Origin of the sequence: Mesorhizobium escarrei (genome assembly GCF_935825525.1) — a bacterium.
In the GTDB taxonomy this organism is placed as follows: Bacteria; Pseudomonadota; Alphaproteobacteria; order Rhizobiales; family Rhizobiaceae; genus Mesorhizobium; species Mesorhizobium escarrei.
On the sequence record NZ_CAKXZT010000057.1, the window covers coordinates 1 to 21,453 of the forward strand.

23 protein-coding genes are annotated in these 21,453 nt (G+C 62.7%); 8 read left to right on the forward strand and 15 right to left on the reverse strand.

Annotated elements, in window-relative coordinates; translation table 11 throughout:
- On the forward strand, window positions 1-813 hold an 813-nt coding region (locus NMG80_RS04205; RefSeq protein WP_367185919.1), incomplete at its 5' end, for a DUF805 domain-containing protein.
- Here the strand turns inward: NMG80_RS04205 and NMG80_RS04210 are convergent.
- The 5 genes from NMG80_RS04210 to NMG80_RS04230 all read right to left on the reverse strand — a co-directional run bounded on the left by NMG80_RS04210 (window position 810) and on the right by NMG80_RS04230 (window position 4,745).
- Window positions 810-1,184, reverse strand: a complete 375-nt coding sequence (locus NMG80_RS04210) for a hypothetical protein (protein WP_254016970.1) — start codon at window positions 1,182-1,184, stop codon at window positions 810-812. The two genes, NMG80_RS04205 and NMG80_RS04210, sit on opposite strands and share 4 nt — an antisense overlap.
- Before the next feature lie 7 nt (window positions 1,185-1,191).
- A complete protein-coding gene (leuB, locus tag NMG80_RS04215; protein ID WP_254016971.1) occupies window positions 1,192-2,295 on the reverse strand; it encodes a 3-isopropylmalate dehydrogenase in 1,104 nt (367 codons plus the stop codon).
- 224 nt (window positions 2,296-2,519) lie between these two features.
- A complete protein-coding gene (locus NMG80_RS04220) occupies window positions 2,520-2,897 on the reverse strand; it encodes a RidA family protein (protein WP_254016972.1) in 378 nt (125 codons plus the stop codon).
- 165 nt (window positions 2,898-3,062) lie between these two features.
- Window positions 3,063-3,299: a hypothetical protein gene (locus NMG80_RS04225; RefSeq protein ID WP_254016973.1), complete on the reverse strand. Its 237-nt coding sequence runs from the start codon at window positions 3,297-3,299 to the stop codon at window positions 3,063-3,065.
- 222 nt (window positions 3,300-3,521) lie between these two features.
- Complete coding sequence (locus tag NMG80_RS04230; RefSeq protein ID WP_254016974.1) at window positions 3,522-4,745, reverse strand: argininosuccinate synthase; 1,224 nt, start codon at window positions 4,743-4,745, stop codon at window positions 3,522-3,524.
- Window positions 4,746-4,927: 182 nt separating this feature from the next.
- Between NMG80_RS04230 and NMG80_RS04235 the strand changes: the two genes are divergently transcribed.
- Entirely contained in the window at window positions 4,928-5,569 is a 642-nt protein-coding gene (locus NMG80_RS04235; RefSeq protein ID WP_254016975.1) for a LysE family translocator, read from the forward strand.
- Here the strand turns inward: NMG80_RS04235 and NMG80_RS04240 are convergent.
- From NMG80_RS04240 to NMG80_RS04260, 5 genes are all read right to left on the reverse strand, one after another.
- Entirely contained in the window at window positions 5,541-6,026 is a 486-nt protein-coding gene (locus NMG80_RS04240; protein WP_254016976.1) for a hypothetical protein, read from the reverse strand. The two genes, NMG80_RS04235 and NMG80_RS04240, sit on opposite strands and share 29 nt — an antisense overlap.
- Complete coding sequence (rlmN, locus tag NMG80_RS04245; protein ID WP_254016977.1) at window positions 6,023-7,258, reverse strand: dual-specificity RNA methyltransferase RlmN; 1,236 nt, start codon at window positions 7,256-7,258, stop codon at window positions 6,023-6,025. Before rlmN ends, NMG80_RS04240 begins: the two co-directional genes overlap by 4 nt.
- A gap of 175 nt (window positions 7,259-7,433) precedes the next feature.
- Window positions 7,434-7,937: an invasion associated locus B family protein gene (locus tag NMG80_RS04250; RefSeq protein WP_202365316.1), complete on the reverse strand. Its 504-nt coding sequence runs from the start codon at window positions 7,935-7,937 to the stop codon at window positions 7,434-7,436.
- A gap of 236 nt (window positions 7,938-8,173) precedes the next feature.
- Entirely contained in the window at window positions 8,174-8,536 is a 363-nt protein-coding gene (locus NMG80_RS04255; RefSeq protein ID WP_254016978.1) for a YkvA family protein, read from the reverse strand.
- 116 nt (window positions 8,537-8,652) lie between these two features.
- On the reverse strand, window positions 8,653-8,973 hold the full coding sequence (locus NMG80_RS04260; protein WP_254016979.1) for a 4a-hydroxytetrahydrobiopterin dehydratase: 321 nt from the start codon (window positions 8,971-8,973) through the stop codon (window positions 8,653-8,655).
- A gap of 51 nt (window positions 8,974-9,024) precedes the next feature.
- On the opposite strand from NMG80_RS04260, the gene NMG80_RS04265 reads away from it, so the two are divergent.
- Complete coding sequence (locus tag NMG80_RS04265; RefSeq protein ID WP_254016980.1) at window positions 9,025-9,543, forward strand: low molecular weight protein-tyrosine-phosphatase; 519 nt, start codon at window positions 9,025-9,027, stop codon at window positions 9,541-9,543.
- Here the strand turns inward: NMG80_RS04265 and thpR are convergent.
- Window positions 9,447-10,043 carry an RNA 2',3'-cyclic phosphodiesterase gene (gene thpR / locus NMG80_RS04270; RefSeq protein WP_254016981.1) on the reverse strand — a complete coding sequence of 199 codons (597 nt, stop codon included), beginning with the start codon at window positions 10,041-10,043 and terminating at the stop codon, window positions 9,447-9,449. The genes NMG80_RS04265 and thpR overlap by 97 nt on opposite strands.
- 140 nt (window positions 10,044-10,183) lie before the next feature.
- A complete protein-coding gene (locus NMG80_RS04275; protein WP_254016982.1) occupies window positions 10,184-10,828 on the reverse strand; it encodes an arylesterase in 645 nt (214 codons plus the stop codon).
- Between the two features lie 85 nt (window positions 10,829-10,913).
- On the opposite strand from NMG80_RS04275, the gene NMG80_RS04280 reads away from it, so the two are divergent.
- From NMG80_RS04280 to NMG80_RS04295, 4 genes are all read left to right on the forward strand, one after another.
- Complete coding sequence (locus NMG80_RS04280) at window positions 10,914-11,609, forward strand: ABC transporter ATP-binding protein (RefSeq protein WP_254016983.1); 696 nt, start codon at window positions 10,914-10,916, stop codon at window positions 11,607-11,609.
- 187 nt (window positions 11,610-11,796) lie between these two features.
- Entirely contained in the window at window positions 11,797-14,295 is a 2,499-nt protein-coding gene (locus NMG80_RS04285) for an ABC transporter permease (protein WP_254017020.1), read from the forward strand.
- A gap of 241 nt (window positions 14,296-14,536) precedes the next feature.
- Window positions 14,537-15,316, forward strand: a complete 780-nt coding sequence (locus NMG80_RS04290) for a Bax inhibitor-1/YccA family protein (protein ID WP_254016984.1) — start codon at window positions 14,537-14,539, stop codon at window positions 15,314-15,316.
- Between the two features lie 115 nt (window positions 15,317-15,431).
- Window positions 15,432-16,004 (forward strand): GNAT family N-acetyltransferase, encoded by a 573-nt coding sequence (locus tag NMG80_RS04295; protein ID WP_254016985.1) that lies wholly within the window; start codon window positions 15,432-15,434, stop codon window positions 16,002-16,004.
- Here NMG80_RS04295 and NMG80_RS04300 read toward each other — a convergent pair whose 3' ends face one another.
- Both NMG80_RS04300 and NMG80_RS04305 read right to left on the reverse strand, forming a co-directional pair.
- Window positions 16,005-16,391, reverse strand: a complete 387-nt coding sequence (locus NMG80_RS04300; protein WP_254016986.1) for a DUF2794 domain-containing protein — start codon at window positions 16,389-16,391, stop codon at window positions 16,005-16,007.
- Window positions 16,392-16,870: 479 nt separating this feature from the next.
- On the reverse strand, window positions 16,871-17,665 hold the full coding sequence (locus NMG80_RS04305; protein ID WP_254016987.1) for a DUF1223 domain-containing protein: 795 nt from the start codon (window positions 17,663-17,665) through the stop codon (window positions 16,871-16,873).
- Window positions 17,666-17,842: 177 nt separating this feature from the next.
- Here NMG80_RS04305 and NMG80_RS04310 point away from each other — a divergent pair, with 177 nt between their 5' ends.
- Window positions 17,843-18,508 carry a ceramidase domain-containing protein gene (locus tag NMG80_RS04310; protein ID WP_254016988.1) on the forward strand — a complete coding sequence of 222 codons (666 nt, stop codon included), beginning with the start codon at window positions 17,843-17,845 and terminating at the stop codon, window positions 18,506-18,508.
- Window positions 18,509-18,582: 74 nt separating this feature from the next.
- Here the strand turns inward: NMG80_RS04310 and acnA are convergent, their stop codons facing one another.
- Complete coding sequence (gene acnA / locus NMG80_RS04315; protein WP_254016989.1) at window positions 18,583-21,273, reverse strand: aconitate hydratase AcnA; 2,691 nt, start codon at window positions 21,271-21,273, stop codon at window positions 18,583-18,585.
- Between the last annotated feature and the right edge of the window lie 180 nt (window positions 21,274-21,453).

Consider the following 21,453-nt stretch of genomic DNA (forward strand, 5'->3'; position numbering starts at 1 on the left):
CATCGCCTCTACTCGACCGAAGACATAGATAGGCTGCCTGCCGCTAGCATCTGCGTTTCGCACACTCACACCCTTGCGGTCTACCGCAACTTTGAACAGTCTTGCCAGCGGGACGAGGGGCAGGACATGCGCGGCGAAGTTCTTCACTATGACGAGGACCAAGGCTTCGGTTTCATCACCGGAGCCGATGGCAACCGCTACACTTTCGTGCGAGAGGATCTGCGCCGAGAGGCGACGATAGGCAGGGGCACGGCCATCGAGTTCCAGCCGGCTGGCGGGCGGGCACGCGACGTTATTTCGATCCGTGCCCAGGCTGCCAGTCCGCCTGTCGCAACCGCCGCCCCGACTCAAGCCGGCAATGCGCCCGTGGCGCCGCAACGTTTCGGCCGTTTCGCTGAAAATGCTCCCGCCACCGATCTTTGGAGCTACTTCCGGCGGGGCCTGACTGACAATTACTTCAATTTCTCCGGCCGCGCCCGCCGCAAGGAATATTGGGGCTATTGCCTGTTCTGGACGATCGCGCTGATCGTGGTCGGCGGCGTCGGCCTCTTCATCGACGACGCCACGGGCCATCTTGACGAATTGCCGGCAGTGACGGTCGGTCTTTGCGGCACGTTTGCGCTGGCGACAATCCCGCCTTGGATCGGACTGAACGTGCGTCGCCTGCACGACATCGGCCTGACCGGCTGGCTTTTTCTGGCGGTGCTCATCCCAACCATCGGCTGGCTGATCATCCTGGCCTTCGCGCTGATCCCGACGCAGGCCCGTGAAAACCAGTGGGGCCCGGTGCCGGCGGGGGTGAAGACCAGTTAGTCCTGACCTGAGCTAGTCTGCCAAGGCTGCTCGCTCAAGGCGACTCGCTCAACGAGCTGGAAGTCTTTCAGAGCACGACCACGAAGGGCTTTCTTGTGGGCCGCGATTGCGCGTGTTCCAACAATTTCAAATTTCGATCCGTCATAGGCAATTTCGTAGTCAACAACCTCATCCGGCCAAAGCCAGATCGAGAGAAGCATCTCGCTCTGCTCAGAAACGCTGCTGATCAGATAGAGCTTGCCTCTCACGGCTGAATGTCGTTCGCAAACCAGCTGCAGCAGCGATGCGAGATGCTGGTCGCCGCGAAAGTCCGCCTGGCGTTTGTGCTCGCCAAGAACATCCCTTTCGATGGCGCGTTGTACCTCGCCCATATGTCTGTCAGCCTAGGAACTTGGCGATGATCGCGTCGCCCATCTCAGCGGTGCCGACCTCGGTCTTGCCCACCGAGAAAATGTCCCTGGTGCGCAAGCCCTGGTCGAGCACGGCGGCGATGGCGCTTTCCAGGCGGTCGGCCTCGGCCACCATGCCGAAGGAATAGCGCATGCACATGGCGAAGGAGGCGATCATGGCGATCGGGTTGGCGATGCCCTTGCCGGCGATGTCGGGCGCCGAACCGTGCACCGGCTCGTAAAGCGCCTTGCGCTTCTTCGTCTTGGCATCCGGCGCGCCGAGCGACGCCGACGGCAGCATGCCGATCGAGCCGGTCAGCATGGCGGCGATGTCGGACAGCATGTCGCCGAACAGATTGTCGGTGACGATGACGTCGAATTGTTTCGGCCAGCGCACCAGCTGCATGCCGCCGGCGTCGGCCAGCATGTGATCGAGCTTGACGTCGGCATATCTGGCCTTGTGCGTCTGCGCGACGACCTCGTTCCACAGCACGCCCGACTTCATCACATTGCGCTTTTCCATCGAGGTGACGTGGTTCTTGCGCGTGCGTGCCAGCTCGAAGGCGACGCCCGAGATGCGCTCGATCTCGAACGTGTCGTAGACCTGGGTGTCGATGCCGCGCTTCTGGCCGTTGCCAAGATCGATGATCTGCTTCGGCTCGCCGAAATAGACGCCGCCGGTGAGCTCGCGCACGATCAGAATGTCGAGCCCCTCGACCACCTCCTGCTTGAGCGAGGAGGACGCCGCCAGCGCCGGATAGCAGATGGCCGGCCTGAGATTGGCGAACAGCTCCATGTCCTTGCGCAGCCGCAGCAGTCCGGCCTCCGGGCGCACCTCATACGGCACCGCATCCCATTTCGGCCCGCCGACGGCGCCGAACAGCACCGCGTCGGCGGCCATCGCCTTGGCCATATCGGCATCGGAAATCGCCGCGCCATGCGCGTTATAGGCGCAGCCGCCGACCAGCCCCTCATCGGTGATAAAACCACTGCCGAGCTTGACGTTCATGGCGGCGATCAGCTTCTTCACCTCGGCCATTGCCTCGGGGCCGATGCCGTCGCCGGCGAGCAGGAGAAGATTTTTCGAAGCCATCCGGAACCATCCTAACTGTGGCGCATGAAATCGGAATCGATTTCGCAAAGCATCATGCGCAGAAACAAAATTCTACAGCGTCCCTTTTCGCGGTCAAAGGACGCGCGGCGCTGTCGTGAGCCGCGGCCTTGCTAAACGCCAAGTGGGCTATGCGCAAGCCTTTGCATCCTTGTCGATGAACGCGCCTCGACAAGGTCGCGCAAGCTCCTGCACCGCCGTCGAGCTCAGCGCTTGAGTGCCGTCACTTCGATCTCGATCTTCATTTCCGGCTTGTTGAGCTGACAGACGATCATCGTCGCCGCCGGCCTGATGCCGCCAAAAGCCTCGCCGAGGATCGGAAAGACGATGTCGACGAAAGCCGCGTCGGTGATGTAGTAATGCGCCCGCACCACATCGGCCATCTCGAAGCCGCCATCCTGCAACGCCTTGGCAATCGTCGCCAGGCAATTGCGCGTCTGCGCCTCGACCGTCTCCGGCATCGCCATGGTCGCATAGTCGTAGCCGGTCGTTCCGGAAACGAAACACCAGTCGCCCTGTACCACGGCACGCGAATAACCGGCGGCCTTCTCGAAGGGCGAGCCGGTGGAGATCAGTTTTCGCATGATTCCCTCGGATATGCTTCAGGCGATATTGAGCTGAAGAGGTGCCTTCCGGCTATGGGCCAGGCGGGGTGGATCGACAGCGCAAACCGTTGAACGTTGAAGGGACAGCCCCTCTGTCCTGCCCCGACATCTCCCTCAGGGGGAGATTGGCCGCAGCCTGACCTGTCACTTGCCCTTGATGACCTTCCAGACCTCAGTGGATTGGTTGAGCTGGAGGCTGCTTATATCGGACAAGGTAATTCGTCCGCTGGCCGCCGCATCGCGCAGGCGCCGGCAGAACAGGGCCGGCATGCGTTCTTGGAAAACACCCATGAAAGCGGCGACCTCATGTTTGGCCGTAATGCCCCATGCGGCGACCCTGCTAAGGCATCGGTCGAGCGCTGCCTTGGGGTCCTGCTTCACAGCGTCTTGTCCGGTCTGGCAGCCTGCCAACGCAACGATCATTGCAGGCAATATCAAAAAGAGCAATCTCATCAGGAAAGTCTCCGCCCCGTTGAGAAAAGCAGTTGGACAAGATTGCCCAAAGGTCAAGCAAGAAGCGATTGGTCTAGTCTTTGATAGTGGTATATTAGATGGTTCAAATGAAGAACCCGCCTCGGTCTGGTTCTACATATCCTATTCTGGCTAGCTTTTTCGATTACGCGCCGCCAGCGTCCGCAACCTCAGCGCGTTGAGGCGGATAAAGCCTTCGGCGTCCTTCTGGTCGTAGGCGCCGCGATCGTCCTCGAAGGTGACCAGCGCGTCGGAATAGAGCGTCTTCTTCGACTTGCGGCCAGTGACGATGACGTTGCCCTTGTAAAGTTTCAGCCGCACCGTGCCTTCGACATCTTCCTGGCTGTTGTCGATCATCGCCTGCAGCATCAGCCGCTCGGGCGCGAACCAGAAGCCGTTGTAGATCAGCTCGGCGTAGCGCGGCATGATTTCGTCCTTGAGGTGGGCAGCACCGCGGTCCAGCGTGATCGATTCGATCGCCCGGTGGGCTGATATCAGGATGGTGCCGCCGGGGGTCTCGTAGACGCCGCGCGATTTCATGCCGACGAAACGGTTCTCGACAAGGTCGAGCCGGCCGATGCCGTTGTCGCGGCCGAGATCGTTGAGCGCCGCCAGCATCGTCGCCGGCGACAGTTTCTTGCCATCGAGCGCGATCGGATCACCCTTCAGGAATTCGATTTCGATCTCGGTGACCTTGTCCGGCGCGTCCATTGGCGAGATGGTGCGCTGGTGGACGAATTCCGGCGGCTCGCTCCATGGGTCTTCCAGCACTTTGCCTTCGGAAGACGAATGCAGCAGATTGGCGTCGACCGAAAACGGCGCGTCGCCCTTCTTGTCCTTCGGCACCGGGATCTGGTGCTGCTCGGCGAAGTTGATCAGGTCGGTGCGCGACTTGAACGACCAATCGCGCCATGGCGCGATGACCTTGATGTCGGGATTGAGCGCATAGGCCGAAAGCTCGAAACGGACCTGATCGTTGCCTTTGCCGGTGGCGCCATGCGCAATCGCATCGGCGCCGGTTTCTTTTGCGATCTCGACCAGGTGCTTGGAAATCAGCGGGCGGGCGATCGAGGTGCCGAGCAAATAGGTGCCTTCATAGACGGCATTGGCGCGAAACATCGGGAAGACGAAGTCGGAAACAAACTCCTCGCGGACATCCATGATGCGGATGTCCTTGATGCCCATCATCTCGGCCTTGCGCCGCGCCGGCTCCAACTCGCCGCCCTGGCCGAGATCGGCGGTGAAGGTGACCACCTCGGCGCCAAGCTCGGTCTGCAGCCATTTCAGGATGATGGAGGTGTCAAGGCCGCCGGAATAGGCGAGCACGACCTTCTTGACGGCTTTTGCTTTCGACATTTGGCTGTTCCGCGACAGGGTTCTTCGCGGGCGAGGTATCACGGGCCTTCCGGGCTGCGCAAGTGATGAACGGTCCCTTGGTCGCTGCTGGCATACTGGATCAGCCCTTGTGCCGGCCAGTCGCTGGTGCAGAGAAGACGCTTGCGGTATAGGCTGCGCCTTACCTTATCCAGGGGCCGCAGATGTCCTTCATTCCCGACACCACCACGCTGATCCAGTTCGCCATCGCCACCGTGATCCTGGCGATCACGCCGGGGCCCGACATGACGCTGTTCGTGTCGCGCACGCTGAGCCATGGCCGCGCCACCGGCTTTGCCTCGATGGCCGGCGCGCTGTGCGGCACGCTGATCCACACCACGCTGGTGGTGGTCGGGATCTCGGCGCTGATCGTCGCCTCGCCGGCGGCTTTTCTTGCGCTCAAGATGTTCGGCGCCGGCTATCTCGTCTTCCTGGCCTGGCAAGCGATCACCAAGGGATCGGCCTTTTCACCCGAGAAGAAGAGCGGGCCGGAGATTTCGCTGTTTCGCGCCTGGGCGGCGGGGCTCGGCGTCAATCTGCTCAACCCGAAGATCATCCTGTTCTTCATGACCTTCCTGCCGCAGTTCGTCTCAGCCCATGATCCCAACGCGCCTGGAAAGCTGTTCTTCCTCGGCGCGATGTTCGTCGTTTTGTCGATCCCGGTAACAGCGCCGATGGTCTTTGCGGCAGAAAAGTTCTCGACCGCGATGAAAGCCAGCCCGCGGGTAACGCGCGCCGTCGACTATCTGTTCGCCGGGGTGTTTTCGGCGTTTGCGCTCAAGATCCTGACCGCCCAGGCAAAGTAGGCGCGGAGCTTCCGGCTTGGCGCCAGCTTCCGGCCGAGCGCCCGGCGCTCAGCCAGTAAAAAATGCCGCCGACCATGCCGCTGCCGATCACCGCAGCGACGACGCGCGGATCGGTGATCTCGAAATTGGCGTCGGCGGTCTGGTGGGCGAAGCCGAGGAATACCGCCGCGACCACTGCGCCCGCCAACGCATAGAACAGCCAGTCGCGCCGTCCGAGGATTTCCGAGACGAGAATCGCCACCGCTGCCGGCATAAAGGCGAAATAGGCGACGAACAGTGCAACGAAGGGGATTGAAAACCACAGCGAGGCCTGCGCTGCCGGCTGCGTCTCGTCCGTCATCAGCCCGTGAGAGGCCAGGAACATGATGTTGAGGAAGGCGCTGGCCGCCAGCGCGGCGACGCCATAACCGATCAGGATGACGGCGAAGCGGATGAGATAGGCGACAAGGCGGTTCACGCCTCCCCGTGCCCCGCGATCATCATCGCTTCCAGGGCGAGCCGGTCGACCTTGCGCATGCGCTCGGACTCCGACTTGAGCTGGCCGCAGGCGGCGAGGATGTCGCGGCCGCGCGGCGTGCGGATCGGCGAGGCATAGCCGGCATTGTTGATGTAGTCGGCGAATTTCTCGATCGTCTCCCAGTCCGAGCACTGGTAGTTGGTGCCCGGCCACGGATTGAACGGTATCAGATTGATCTTGGCCGGAATGCCCTTGAGCAGCTTGATCAGCCCCTTGGCGTCCTCGATCGAATCGTTGACGTCCTTCAGCATCACATATTCGAAGGTGATGCGGCGGGCGTTCGACAGGCCGGGATAGGCGCGGCAGGCGGCGATCAGTTCTTTCAACGGGTACTTCTTGTTGATCGGCACCAAAAGGTCGCGCAGATCGTCACTGGTGGCGTGCAGCGAGATCGCCAGCATGACGCCGATCTCCTCGCCGGTGCGGAAGATCTCCGGCACGACGCCGGACGTCGACAGCGTGATGCGTCTTTTCGACAGGGAAAGCCCGTCGCCGTCGGACGCGATCAGCAGCGCTTTCTTCACCGCCTCGAAATTGTAGAGCGGTTCGCCCATGCCCATCATGACGACGTTGGACACTTTCCGGCCCTCGGCCGGCACGATGGCGCCGTCCGGCGTGTCGCGGTCGGGGAAATCGCCGAGCCGGTCGCGGGCGGTCAGAAGCTGGGCGAGGATTTCCTCTGCGGTCAGGTTGCGCACCAGCTTCTGCGTGCCGGTGTGGCAGAAGGAGCAGGTCAGCGTGCAGCCGACCTGCGACGAGATGCACAGCGTGCCGCGGCCTTCTTCGGGAATGTAGACGGTCTCGATCTCGACCGGCCGGCCGGCGCCGCGCGGCGGAAAGCGAAACAGCCATTTGCGCGTGCCATCGGAGGAAATCTGCTCCTCGACGATCTCGGGCCTGGCGACGGTGAAATGCTTGTCGAGCTCGGCGCGCAGGTCCTTGGAGATGTTGAACATGCCGGCAAAGTCGGAGACGCCGCGCACATACATCCAGTGCCAGAGCTGCTGGGCGCGCATCCTGGCCTGGCGCTCCGGCACGATGCCTGATGCAACCAGGGCAGCGCCAAGCTCGGCCCGGGTCAGGCCGATCAGCGACGGTTTTTCGGCCGGCGTGGCGCGGGCGCGCAACGCGTCACGGGCGCCTTCAGTGGTAAGGTCGAATGAGAGGGTCATCGTTGCGCCAATATAAGCGATTTACGGCCGATTACAGCATCGTGCCCGAAATGAAGCGCGGCGCATAGCACAGCTTGACGGCGGAGTCATGCAGGGGCGATCTTTACCTTCTCCCACAAGAAGAAGGGAGGGCCGCGCCAGGCACGGCCCGGCCCTCACTCAAACCCGGCTTTGGCTAGTTGCACCTGGCGATGGACGACAGCGCCGCCGAAATGCCTTTCAGCGAAAAGACATAGGTCGTGGTGTTGCCACGGCCGGACTTCGCCTGCACCTTCATGTCGCTGCCTGACTTCATCGCGGCGATCAGCACCGGCTCCTCGGCGGCGTTTTCGACCCAGGCCGACTTGCCGCGGGTGAACATCGAAAAGCTCTTGCCGTCGATGGTGACGGTGGCTTTGGAGTTTTCCTGGAAATTGTAGCCGGCGATGAATTGCGGCTCGTAAGACACTTGCTGTCCCGGCCGCTGGCTGACGAAGAAGAACATGTCGCCATGGTCAAGCGTCGGCGGCTGCTTGTCGGTCGGCACGGTCAACACATAGCAAACCTTGCCGCCCGACGCCTGGTAGCTGTAGGTGCCCCAGGCATTGTGCTGGCCGATCTTGGTCGCCGACTGCGCCAGAGCCGGCGCTGTCATGGCCACCAGTGCCAGGCTCGAAATTGTAGCAATCAATCCGCGCATCGCTTTTCCCATATATGGTGCGGGGGCAGGCCGGCTCGGCGTCCTGCCCGTCGCTTCATTTTGATTTAATCTGGGTTACCAAACGGTGAACTTCTTCCCTCAGGAAGGACATTCACCCCAGGAAACCGCCGCCATCCTTGCGCCCGTCGCTCGAAAAGCGGCAGTTGCAACGTCCCTTTCGCGACTTGGATGCCACGAAAGCGGCAAGAGTTTGACTTTTCTGCCTTATCGCCGGCTCAGCCGTTGTCGGCAATCGCCTGTTTGGCGGCGAGCCGATGCGCTGATGTGATGTGGGCTTTGACGGTGGTGATCGCGGCGGTCAGCACGGCGATGTCGTCGGTAAAGCCCAATCCGAAGATGAAGTCGGGGATGACGTCAGCCGGCAGCACGAAATAGCCGAGCGCCGCCACCAGGATGCCCTTGGCGCGCAGCGGCGTGTTCTTGTCCATGGCGCAGTAGTAGGCGGCGACCAGCTCCTCCATGAAAGGGATCTGCCGGGCAGCCCGCTTGGCCGTGCGCCAGAATTTCTCGCGCACTTCCACCTCGTCGCCCGGCTTGCCGCCAGAGCCGAAGAAATCAAAACCTGATTTTTGCGCCATCAGTCTCTCCTAATGAGGCTGCGCGTGGCGTTCCACGCGCGCCTGCCAGCGGAAAATGTGGTGAAAGCGCCAGTCCACTACAAGAGCTCGGCCGTTCCCCGGCCTGAAAATCGGGGCTACGGCGTCGACAGATCTCCGACGACCTGACCGAAATAGCGGTTCATCGTCGTGGCCAGTTCGAAGTCGAGCGCGGTCAGGCCGCCGGCATCATGGGTGTTCAGCGTCACGTTCACGGTCTTGTAGACGTTCGACCAGTCGGGGTGATGATCGATCTTCTCCGCCGCCAGGGCGACGCGGGTCATGAAGGCGAAGGCTTCGGAAAAATTCCTGAAGCTGAAGCTGCGCGCGATCGAGCCGCCATCCTCGGCCAGCGACCAGCCGTCGAGCCCGGCCACCGCCTCGGCGGCCGCCTCCCTGCTCAGTTTCTCTCTCGCCATGGTCATTTCCCGTGCTATCTCGTTTGCAGTCTTCAGCATAGTGCCGGATCGATGAGCGCAAAGCCGATAAAATCCATTCTTTTCATCTGTCTCGGCAATATCTGCCGCTCACCACTGGCCGAAGGCGTGTTGCGCGCCGTGCTGGCAGAGCGTGGCCTCGATCGGGATATCCTGCTCGATTCGGCCGGGACCAGCGACTGGGAAGCCGGTTCGGCACCCGACCCGCGCTCGATCTCAATCGCAGAGCGGCACGGCGTCGATATTTCTGGACAGACGGCGCGCAAGCTGACGCCGGACGATTTTTCGCGTTTCGACCTCATTCTCGCCATGGACCGATCGAATCTCCGGGATCTTATAGCGCTGGTGCCTGCCGCCGTGCGCGACCGGGTCCATCTGTTCCTCGAGTTCGCGCAGGGAAGGGTGGGCGACGTGCCGGACCCCTATCACCAGGGGCCGGAGGCGTTTGCCTCAGTCTACCGCATGATCCGCGAAGCGTCGGAGGCGCTGGCGACGCGGCTCGAGGCACGGGCATCAGTGCCCGACAGCGGCCAAGCCTCCTCGACGACGTAGGGGCCGCCGCCGACCGAATCGCGCGACGACATCAGGACGAAGCGGCCGACACGGAAGGGCAGCGTCGAAAAATTGCCGCGCGCCGAGAGATACTGGGCGACATCGAGCGGGCTCGAATTGCGCAACCTGGCCAGCGTCACATGCGGCATGAATTTGCGCGGGTCGGCGGGGATGCCGAGGCGCTGGCAGATGCGCTCGATCTCGGCTTGCAGTGCCGCAAGATCGGGCGAGGCGGAAACGCCGGCCCACACCGCGTGCGGTTTCTTCTGGCCGAAGGCGCCGACGCCGGACAGCGTCAGCGCAAAGGATGGCCGGTGCACACGGTCGAGCGCGTTGGCGATCTCGTCGGCGACATGGCCCTCGACATCGCCAATGAAGCGCAGCGTCAGATGGTAGTTCTCGACGTCGATCCAGCGGGCCCCGGGCAGGCCGCCCCGGAGCAGGGACAGCGAAAGGGCGGCATCACGCGGTATTTCGAGGGCGGTGAAAAGACGCGGCATGGTAAGCCTCCTGTCCTCGAATCGAACTCTTGTCCCTAGCGAATCATCGAAAATCGAGCGGGGCAAGCGGTTTGTTGGTCGCACCTGGCCTAAAATCAAATCGTGCGGGGAACGCGTAGCCTCATCGAAATCCGGTCCCTTCAAGAGTTGCCCTTAACCACGGCAATGGCTTTCTCGACATCCGGCAATATGCGCTCGACCATGCGGTCGATGCCCTTGGCATTCGGGTGCAGGCCGTCCTCAAGTTGCAAAGCTGGTTCGCCGGCGACGCCGTCGAGAAAGAACGGATAGAGCGGGACGCCGTATTTTTCCGCCAGCATCGGGAAGATCGCGTCAAAGCCTTTCTGGTAATCGGCGCCCAGATTGGGTGCGGCGCGCATGCCGGCCAGCAGCACGGCGATGTTGCGCTGCTTCAGCTTCGCCAGCATGGCGTCCAGATTTTTTTGCGTGATATCGGGAGAAACGCCGCGCAGCATGTCGTTGGCACCGAGTTCGAGTATGACAAGCTGCGTACCGTCCGGCACCGACCAGTCGAGCCGCGACAGGCCGCCACTCGACGTATCGCCGGATACACCGGCGTTGGCAACGGTCACATCGTGGCCCTTGGCGCGAAGTGCTGCCTGGAGTTTTTGGGTGAAGCCTTCGTGCGGTCCGAGGCCAAAGCCCGCCATCAGGCTGTCGCCGAAGCCGACGATCCTGAACGGCTCGGCGCGCGCCGAAGAAATGGCGCCGCAAATTCCGAGGAAAAGGACGAAGGCTGCGGCAAGTCGGTGTTTGAAAGCCATGCGGCAGGGCCCCATATGACCGGGAACATTATACTGGCGGTAGGCGGAATTCTGGCCTCCCTTTCCCATATAGGACGATTTTATTTTGACAGAAGCCGTCATCGCGCTGAAAAATGTATCGCTGACGCTCGGCGAAGGAGCGTCTTCCGTCCATGTGCTGAAAGGCGTCAGCCTAGACGTGGCAAGTGGCGAGGCGACCGGCATCGTCGGGCCGTCGGGCTCGGGAAAGTCGACGCTGCTGATGGTTTTGGCCGGCTTGGAAAGGGTCGATTCGGGTATGGTACGAATCGCCGGCGAATTGCTGAACGGCAAGAGCGAAGACCAGATCGCGTCGTTTCGCGGGCGAAACATTGGCATCGTCTTCCAGTCTTTCCACCTCATTCCCAACATGACGGCGCTCGAAAATGTCGCAGTGCCGCTGGAACTTGCCGGCCATGCCGATCCGTTCGGGGTGGCGGCGAGGGAACTGGAGGCGGTGGGCTTGAGCGACCGCGTCACTCACTATCCCGGCGAATTGTCCGGCGGCGAACAGCAGCGTGTGGCGATCGCCCGGGCACTGGCGCCTTCGCCGCGCATCCTGATCGCCGACGAGCCGACCGGCAATCTAGACCAGGCAACGGGACGGCAGGTTGCCGATCTTCTGTTCGCCAAAGCGGCCGAGCGCGGCATGACGCTGGTGCTGGTCACCCACGATCCGGCGCTCGCCGCACGCTGCTCCCGGCAGGTGTCGATGCGGTCGGGCCGGATCGAGGATGCACCATTGTTTAAAGTGACGGCGTAGCGCAATGACCGACAAGACCCCCTCATCCGGCCCTTCGGGCCACCTTCTCCCCGCCGGGGGGAAGAGGCTGGCGCCGATGTTGGCGACCTCTTCTCCCCTCGGGGAGAAGGTGGCCGCGAAGCGGCCAGATGAGGGGGTTGCCTGGTCGCGCACGCTGAAGCTCGCCTTCCGTTTCTCGCTGCGCGAGATGCGCGGCGGGCTGTCCGGCTTCCTGATCTTCCTTGCCTGCATTGCGCTTGGCGTCGCGGCGATCGGCGGCGTCAATTCGGTGGCCCGGGCGATTACCGCCGGTGTCGCCAACGAAGGCCAGTCGCTGCTCGGCGGCGATCTTCGTTTTCAGCTCAATCAGCGCGCCGCGACGCAGGCCGAGCAGGTCTTTCTTGACGGGCTGGGCACGGTCTCGCACAGCGCCAACATGCGCTCGATGGCGCGGCTCGAGGACGGCTCCGACCAGGCGCTGGTCGAAGCCAAGGCGGTCGACGGCGCTTATCCGCTCTATGGCGCGCTGGAGACCGAACCGGTGCTGTCGAAGCAGGAATTGTTCGGCGAAAAATCTGGTGTTTTCGGCGCCGCCGCACCCGACCTTTTGTTCGAGCGGTTGGACCTTCGGATCGGTGACCGGCTGAAGCTGGGCAGCGCCACCTTCGAACTGCGCGCCCGGCTCGTCAACGAGCCGGACGCGGTATCCGACGGCTTCGGCTTTGCGCCGCGGCTGATGATCTCGACGGACGGGCTTGCCGCTTCCGGTTTGATCCAGCCCGGCAGCCTGGTCGAGAACGCCTACAAGGTCCGCCTGCCCGGCGGCACCGGCGAGGCGCGCATAAAAGCCATTCAGGATCAGGCGGCGGAGGATTTTCCCGAGTCCGGCTGGTCGATCCGCACGCGCAGCAATGCAGCACCGGCGTTGTCGTCCAATATCGAACGGTTTTCGCAGTTCCTGACGCTGGTCGGGCTGACGGCGCTGGTGGTCGGCGGCGTCGGCGTGGCCAATGCGGTGCGCGCCTATCTCGACGGCAAGCGCGGCGTCATCGCCACCTTCAAGAGCCTGGGGGCTTCGGGCGGTTTCGTGTTTGCCGTCTACCTCGTGCAGATCCTGATGATCGCCGCGCTTGGCATCACGCTCGGCGTCGTGCTAGGCGCGCTGATGCCGTTCGCGGCGAGCGCGGCGCTCCAGTCGATCATTCCGGTGCCGGCGGAGGGCGGATTCTATCCCGGCGCGCTCGGCATGGCGGCGCTGTTCGGACTGCTGGTGACGCTGGCTTTCGCCTTGCTGCCGCTCGGCCGTGCGCGCGACGTGCCGGCGACGGCGCTGTTTCGTGAAATGGGTTTTGAGGGCCGCGGTTTTCCGCGTCCGCTCTACACGGCGGCGGCGCTCGGCATTGCGCTGCTGCTGGCGGCGCTGGCCATTCTGTTTTCCGGCGACCGCTACATCGCCTCGATCTTCGTCGGCGCCACCATTTTTGCTTTTTTGGTGCTGCGCCTTGTCGGCGCGCTGGTGCAGTGGGCCGCCAAAAGGAGCCCGCGCGTTGGCTCGACGGTGCTCAGGCTCGCCATCGGCAACATCCATCGGCCGGGCGCCTTGACGCCGTCGGTGGTGCTGTCGCTGGGACTGGGGCTGACGCTTCTGGTGACGCTGGCGCTGATCGACGGCAATCTCAGGCGGCAGATTTCCGGCAGCCTGCCGGAACGGGCGCCGAACTTCTTCTTCGTAGACATCCAAAGCAGCGATGTCGATGCGTTCTCGGCGCTGGTCGGCAGGGAGGCGCCGCAAGGCACGCTGGTCAAGGTGCCGATGCTACGCGGCCGGGTGATGGCACTGAACGGCGTCGACGTCGACAAGGTCAAGGTACCTGCGGAAGGGGCCTGGGTGCTGCGCGGCGATCGCGGGCTGACCTACCAGGCCAGAATTCCTGCGAATGCGACGCTGACCGAAGGCACATGGTGGCCGGACAACTATGCCGGCGAGCCGCTGGTGTCGTTTTCGGCCGAGGAAGGCAAAGAGATCGGGCTGAAACTCGGCGATACCGTCACCGTCAACGTGCTTGGCCGCAACGTGACGGCGAAGATCGCCAATTTCCGCCAGGTCGAGTGGGAGACGATGGGCATCAATTTCGTCATGGTGTTCTCGCCCAGCACATTTGCCGGCGCGCCGCATAGCTGGCTGGCGACGCTGACCGAAAAGGGCGCGTCGCCGGCCGACGATGCCCGGCTTCTCAACGCCGTCACCCGTGCCTTTCCCGCGGTGACGACAGTCAGGGTCAAGGACGCGCTTGACATCGTCAACCGGCTGGTGGCGCAACTCGGCACCGCGATCAGGGCCGCGGCCGGCGTGGCGCTGATCGCCTCGGTGCTGGTGCTGGCCGGCGCGTTGGCGGCCGGCAACCGCGCCCGCATCCACGATGCGGTGGTGCTCAAGACGCTGGGCGCCACCAGGAAGACGCTGATCGCGGCGTTTTCACTGGAATACATGCTGATCGGCCTCGCCACCGCGATCTTCGCGCTGGCGGCAGGCGGGATTGCGGCGTGGTTCGTTGTCGCGCGCGTCATGACGCTGCCGTCGCATTTCATGCCCGATGTGGCGGTGGCAACCATCGTCTTTGCTTTGCTGGTCACGGTCGGCATCGGCCTCGCCGGCACCTGGCGGGTGCTGGGCCACAAGGCGGCGCCGGTGCTGCGCAATCTCTGATCTGCGAGGGAACTGCAAGCTCAAGGCGACCGGATTCGGTTAAATCTTGTTAATGTTGGGCTTCTTAACGCCGATAAATCCGGATTTTTGCTACTTCACGAAGCATTACGTCCGGTTACGGTCTTGTTCTTGACGCCAATAACCATCATATTCCGCGGCAGGCATGCTGGAGCCCCGCCAGCGGCGCCTCGGTCCAAACCGACCGGACACCGGACGGGGCAGAAGCAATATGAGGATTTCCATGGCTGAACCCGTTCGCAATTATCAGACGCGTGCCGTGCCCGGCGTCGGCGTCGATGCTGCTATCGACCAGGGCCTGCGCGCTTATATGATCAAGGTCTACAATCTGATGGGGCTTGGCCTCCTCATCACCGGCCTCGCCGCGGTCGGAACGATCATGCTGGCCACCACCACCGATCCGGCTTCGGCGGTCGCTACGCTGCCCAACGGCGATATGCTGACATCCTTCGGCTACGCGATCTTCGGCTCGCCGCTGAAATGGCTGGTGATCTTTGCCCCGCTGGCAGCGGTGCTGTTCCTGTCGTTCCGCGTCCAGTCGATGAGCGTTTCGGCCGCGCAGACGACGTTCTGGGTCTATGCCGGCCTCGTCGGCCTGTCGCTGTCGTCGATCTTCCTGGTCTACACCACCGCCAGCATCTCGCAGACCTTCTTCGCCACCGCCGCCGCCTTTGGCGGACTGTCGCTCTACGGCTACACAACCAAGCGCGATCTTTCCGCGCTCGGTTCGTTCCTGATCATGGGCCTGGTCGGTCTGATCATCGCCAGTGTGATCAACATCTTCCTGCAGTCGTCGGCGCTTACCTTCGCCGTTTCGGCGATCGGCGTACTGATCTTCGCAGGGCTGACCGCCTACGACACGCAGAACATCAAGGAGATGTATTTCGAGGGCGACGAGACCGATGTCGCCGGCCGCAAGGCGATCATGGGCGCTCTGAGGCTCTATCTTGACTTCATCAACCTGTTCATGTTCCTGCTGCAGTTCATGGGCGATCGCCGTTAAAAGCGGTCCCTGAGTCTGTGGACCAGCGAATTTGGAAAGGGCGGCCCAACGGCCGCCCTTCCTTTTATGCCGGCCTTTGCTGTGATAGAAGGCAGATGAACGGCTTGCATAAATTATGAGCAGCATCACGATACGCGGCGCGACACCGGCCGATCTCGATCGGATCACCGACATCTATGCCGATGCGGTGACCCACGGCACGGCGAGCTACGAACTGGAGCCGCCTGATCGTGCCGAGATGGGCGAGCGCTTCGACAGTTTGATAGCGGGCGGCTTTCCCTATCTGGTGGCGGAAAAAGACGGCATCGTGCTCGGCTATGCCTATGCCGGCCCGTTCCGGGCGCGGCCTGCGTACCGGTTCATCGTCGAAGATTCTGTCTATGTCTCGCCCGAGGCAAAGGGCCATGGCATCGGGCTGAAGTTGATGCAAGGGCTGATCGAGGCGGCCGAGGCGGCGGGCTTCCGCCAGATCATCGCGGTGATCGGCGACGGTCGGCCGGACAGTGCCTCGGTCCGGCTGCATGAAAAGCTCGGCTTTCGCCATTCGGGCCGTCTGGAAGGCTCCGGCTACAAGCACGGACGCTGGCTCGACACAGTGTTCATGCAACTGCCGATCAATGGTTGGTCTCTGGTTCCGCCCGATCCCAACTCACTGCCGGAACGGAGATTCCGCCAGCAAAACAAGTAATTAGGCCTCGACCAGTTTCAGCGTGCGGTCGAAGACGCCAAGGACGCGGCCAAGTTCCTGGCCGCGCTTGAGGATGCGGCCGCCAGCGGCAATGACGGCGAAAGCGCCTTGCCGGCGCGCCAGCTTCGGATCCTTGACGATCTGGAACAGCGGCACCTCGCTGGTGCGACGGAAGACGGAAAAGACGGCGCGGTCGGTGAGATGGTCGATGGCGTAGTCTCGCCATTCATTGGCGGCGACCATGCGCCTGTAAAGCCTCAGGATCTGGTCCAATTCACGCCGGTCGAACCGCACCGGCTGGTCGAGGCGTTCACGTCTTGCCTCATGCAGCGGGATCAGTATTGCGGATGCGTCCCCATCCTCCGTCCCACTGCCGTGATCAGTCATGCCTCGATCCCTTCGAATGAATCTTACACTCATCAAAGTTGGCGCTTTCGCCATGGAATTGCAAGCCCAGCTGGGCAAAGGCGGGCGGCGCACCGTTTCCGCGGTGTCCAGTCACATTTATAAAAACGCCCGTTGGAATTGGTGATGCCTCGCCACAATTCTGCCTTGTTTTATCCGCGCTAATGCCCCAATCTCCGACGAATTTACGGGTGTTGCCTGAGACGGTTCGGTCCGGCACTGGCTCGTAAACCCCAAGCCCCCCGCCCACGGGTCTGCGTCGGATCGAACCAACCTCGGTTTTTCCATGGGAAAAATCGAGTGCGACGATCCCAAAACCTAAATGACCGGCGTCAGAAGCAAGCTGACGTCGGTTTTTTATTGGCCGAGTGAATGCGCGCGGCCTTCCCTTCTCCCTTGTGGGGTCCGAAGGCCTCGCCCGCCCCTTCGGGCCCCTCAAGGGGAGAAGGAGAGGTTCCCGCTTAAGGCTTGTGGATCAAGGCGGCGCCCAGGATGGGACCCGGCAGGCCGTCCTTGCCCACGGACTGCAGCAGCACGGCGCAGCCGCCTTTCTTGGCAATCACGCTCATCGGCAATTCGTAGCGCTGCGCCTTGCCCTGCCACATGCCGGCGGTCTGGATGCCGGAGACGGCGTTCCAATAAGTCATGCTGCGGCCGGTGTTTTCGCCCTTGCCGATCTTGATCGTCTGCGGCGGGTCGAAATAGACGATGACGACATGGGCATCGCTGGGGCCGCTCCCGGCATCGCCGGCGTCGATGATGACGCGGTCGCTGGTCCGGCTGACGTTGATGCTGACCCGCATGCCTTCGCCGGATGTTTCCATGCGGGCGAGCGCGCCGTCGACTTCCTCGCGGCGGGCGCCGTTGACATGGCTGCGGCCATTGATGACGGCCTGCGGCGTATAGACCGAGCGGCTGCCGAAGGCACGCATATACTCATACTGCCGCTCGGTGTTCTCCTTGCGGCTCAGCGTGTCCTTCCAACCGAGATAATCCCAGTAGTCGACGTGATAGGCGAGCGCGACGATGTTCTCCTTGGCGGCAAGCTCGGCGAAAAACGCATCGGCCGGCAGGCAGGAACTGCAGCCCTGGCTGGTGAAGAGCTCGACCACGCCCAACGGCTGGCCGGCCAAGGATTTATCTGTCCGTGACCGGTCGGCCCCGCCGGCAAGCGCATTTCCGGCGAGGCCAGCGCCGGCAAGCACCGAGAGGGCCAGCGCAAATGCCGCAAGCCGCAATGGTCTTCGAGGTGTCATGGCCGTTTCGACTCCCGCCGGTGATGGCCGGCTTTGTTCTGATTGGCAAAATATGTGGCAGAAGCGGCAGTCAACGGGAAGTCACGTTGCGGTGAAACTTTGCGCTGCAACCAGCTGCAAGGGCGCAACAGGACGGGCTACACTTCAAGATAGAAACCGATTCGGGCAACAATCAGCATGTGGCAAACTCTCGTGACGCCGGTCGACCTGTACTGCGAGCGGGGCGGGCCGGAGTTCTGGGCCGAGCCGGTCAACGCACTGACCAATATGGCTTTTCTTGTTGCCGGGCTGTGGGGTGTCCGAGAGGTGCGCCGGCGTGGCACAGGCATCTACGCCGAAATGCTGGCCTGGTGGGTGATGGCGATCGGCATCGGCTCGGCGCTGTTCCACACCTTTGCCAACCATGTCACGGTCTGGGCCGACGTCCTGCCGATCGCCGGGTTCACGCTGGCCTACACGCTGTTCAACCTGCGCCGTTTCCTCGGCATGAAATGGGGCAAGGCGATCGCCATCTTCTTCGCCTTCTATGCCGTCACCGGGTTGTTGACCTGGGCCGTGCCGGACTGGCTGCGCCAGGCATCGAACGGCACGACCGGCTATCTGCCGCCCTTCCTGGCGCTCGCCTTCTTCGGCGCCTGGGTGGCGGCGAGCGGCAACCGCGCCGGCTGGTACAATCTGGCAGGCTCAGCGATCTTCGTCGTGTCGGTCATCTTCAGGACGATCGATCCGCTGGTCTGCGGCAGCTTCCCGCTCGGCACGCATTTCCTGTGGCACATCCTCAACGGGCTGATGCTCGGCGTGCTGCTGGCGGCGGCGGCGCGGTTCGGCAAGGTAGGGCAGTAGGGCAGTAGGGCAGTAGGGCAGTAGCTATTGTCTTCCCTACTGCCTTACTGCCCTACTGCCCTACTCCCTTCACATTATGCGGCTAGATCGCGCAGCACATATTGCAGGATGCCGCCGTTCTTGAAGTAGTCGAGCTCGTCCAGCGTATCGATGCGGCAGATTATCGGAATGTTCTTCACCGTGCCGTCGCCATAAGTGATCTTCGCGATCATCTTCTGACGCGGCTTGATGGCGCTCAGTCCGTCGATTTCGACCAGCTCGTCGCCCTTGAGGTTGAGCGAGGCCCATGAGGTGCCTTCCTCGAAGACGAACGGGATGACCCCCATGCCGACCAGATTCGAGCGGTGGATGCGCTCGAACGACTGAGCGATGACGGCGCGAACACCCAACAGGTTGGTGCCTTTGGCCGCCCAGTCGCGCGACGAGCCGTTGCCGTATTCGACACCGGCGAAGATGACCAGCGGCAAGCCTTCCTTCTTGTACTCCATGGCGGCGTCGTAGATCGATTTCTCTTCCTTCGACGGATAGTGGATCGTGTAGCCGCCCTCGCGACCGTTCTCGCCCAGCATGTGGTTACGGATGCGGATATTGGCGAAGGTGCCGCGCATCATCACCTCGTGATTGCCGCGCCGCGTGCCGTATTGATTGAAGTCGGCAACGCCGACGCCATGATCGATGAGGTACTTGCCGGCCGGCGAGGCCGCCTTGATCGAGCCGGCCGGTGAGATGTGGTCGGTGGTGATCTTGTCGCCGAACAGCCCGAGCACGCGGGCGCCCTTGATGTCGCCGATTGTGCCGAATCCCGATGTCATGCCAGCGAAATAGGGCGGGTTCTGCACATAGGTCGAATTGCTGTCCCAGGCATAGGTCTGGCCTTCCGGCGCCTTGACGTTCTGCCAGTATTCGTCGCCCTTGAAGACGTCGGCGTATTTGCGGGCGAACAGTTCGCGCGTCACGTTCTTCTCGATGAACTCCTGGATCTCGACCGAGCTCGGCCAGATGTCCCTGAGGTAGACCGGGTTGCCGTCGCGGTCCTCGCCGAGCGGTTCGGTGGTCAGGTCCTTGGTCACGGTCCCGGCCAGCGCGTGGGCGACGACCAGCGGCGGCGAAGCGAGGTAGTTCGCCTGCACGTCGGGTGAGACGCGGCCTTCGAAATTGCGGTTGCCGGAAAGCACCGCGGCAGCGATCAAACCTTTGTCATTGATGGTTCTGGAGATCGGCGCCGGCAACGGGCCGGAATTGCCGATACAGGTGGTGCAGCCGAAGCCGACCAGGTTGAAGCCGATCTGGTCGAGTTCCTTCTGCAGGCCGGATTTCTCCAGATATTCGGCGACGACCTGGCTGCCCGGCGCCAGCGATGTCTTGACCCACGGCTTCTGCTTGAGTCCGAGCCGGTTGGCGTTGCGCGCCAAAAGCCCGGCGCCGATCAGCACGCTCGGGTTCGAGGTGTTGGTGCAGGAGGTGATGGCGGCAATGACGACGTCGCCATGGCCAAGGTCGTAGCCGGTGCCCTCGACGGCATAGCGCCTGTCGATTTCAACCGCCTTCTTGTATTCGGTTTCCATCGCCTTGACAAAGCCGGCCGGAATGCCTTCAAGCGCGACCCTGCCCTCCGGACGCTTGGGGCCGGCCATCGACGGCACGACACTGCCGAGATCGAGCTCGAGCAGGTCGGTGAAGACCGGGTCGGCCGAGCCGGTATCCCGCCACATGCCTTGCGCCTTGGCGTATGCCTCGACCAGCGCGATGCGGTTTTCCTCGCGGCCGGACATGGTGAGGTAGCGGATGGTTTCGTCATCGACCGGAAAGAAGCCGCAGGTGGCGCCATATTCGGGCGCCATGTTGCCGATGGTGGCGCGGTCGGCCAGCGTCATGTTGGACAGACCCGGACCGAAGAATTCGACGAATTTGCCGACGACGCCCTTCTTGCGCAGCATCTGGGTGACGGTGAGCACGAGATCGGTGGCGGTGACGCCTTCCCTGAGCCTGCCGGTGAGCCGGAAGCCGATGACTTCGGGCAACAGCATGGAGACGGGCTGGCCAAGCATCGCGGCCTCGGCCTCGATGCCGCCGACGCCCCAGCCAAGCACGCCAAGGCCGTTGATCATGGTGGTGTGCGAATCAGTGCCGACGCAGGTGTCGGGATAGGCAGTGGTTTCGCCGCCTTCGGTGTTGGTCCACACGACCTGGCCGAGATATTCGAGATTGACCTGGTGGCAGATGCCGGTGCCGGGCGGCACGACGCGGAAATTGCGGAAGGCCTGCTGGCCCCATTTCAGGAATTTGTAGCGTTCTTCGTTGCGCTCGTACTCAAGCTCGACATTTCGGGCGAAAGCCAGCGGCGTGCCGAACTCATCGACGATGACCGAGTGGTCGATGACCAGGTCGACCGGCACCAGCGGATTGATCTTTTGCGGGTCGCCACCGAGCGAGGCCATGGCATCGCGCATGGCGGCCAGGTCGACCACGGCCGGAACGCCGGTGAAATCCTGCATCAGCACGCGGGCCGGGCGATAGGCGATCTCCACCCCGGCGGTGCCCCTGTCGGTCAGCCAGCCGGCGACCGCCTGGATGCTCTCCCTGGTGACGGAACGGCCGTCCTCGTTGCGCAGCAGGTTCTCCAGCAGCACCTTCATCGAATAGGGCAACTGGGCGATGCCGGTGAGGCCGTTCTTTTCGGCCTCGACGAGGTCGTAATAGACATAGTCGGTGCCGCCCGCGGTCAGCGTGCGGCGGCAATTGAAACTATCGAGGGATTTTGACACGTGCGATCCGTCCTTGTCTGTTCAGCCTGAAAGGGAACGGACGCCGATGGCATGCAATCACGCGCAAAGGTGCGGGTACGGCCATTTCCGCTGTCCGTTCCCAGCCAACCCGAGCCGTTCAAGGCGGCGCGTGCGCTGGTTCGGCGCTAATTCGCTTCCCGTGCCGACCGCTGGCACGGA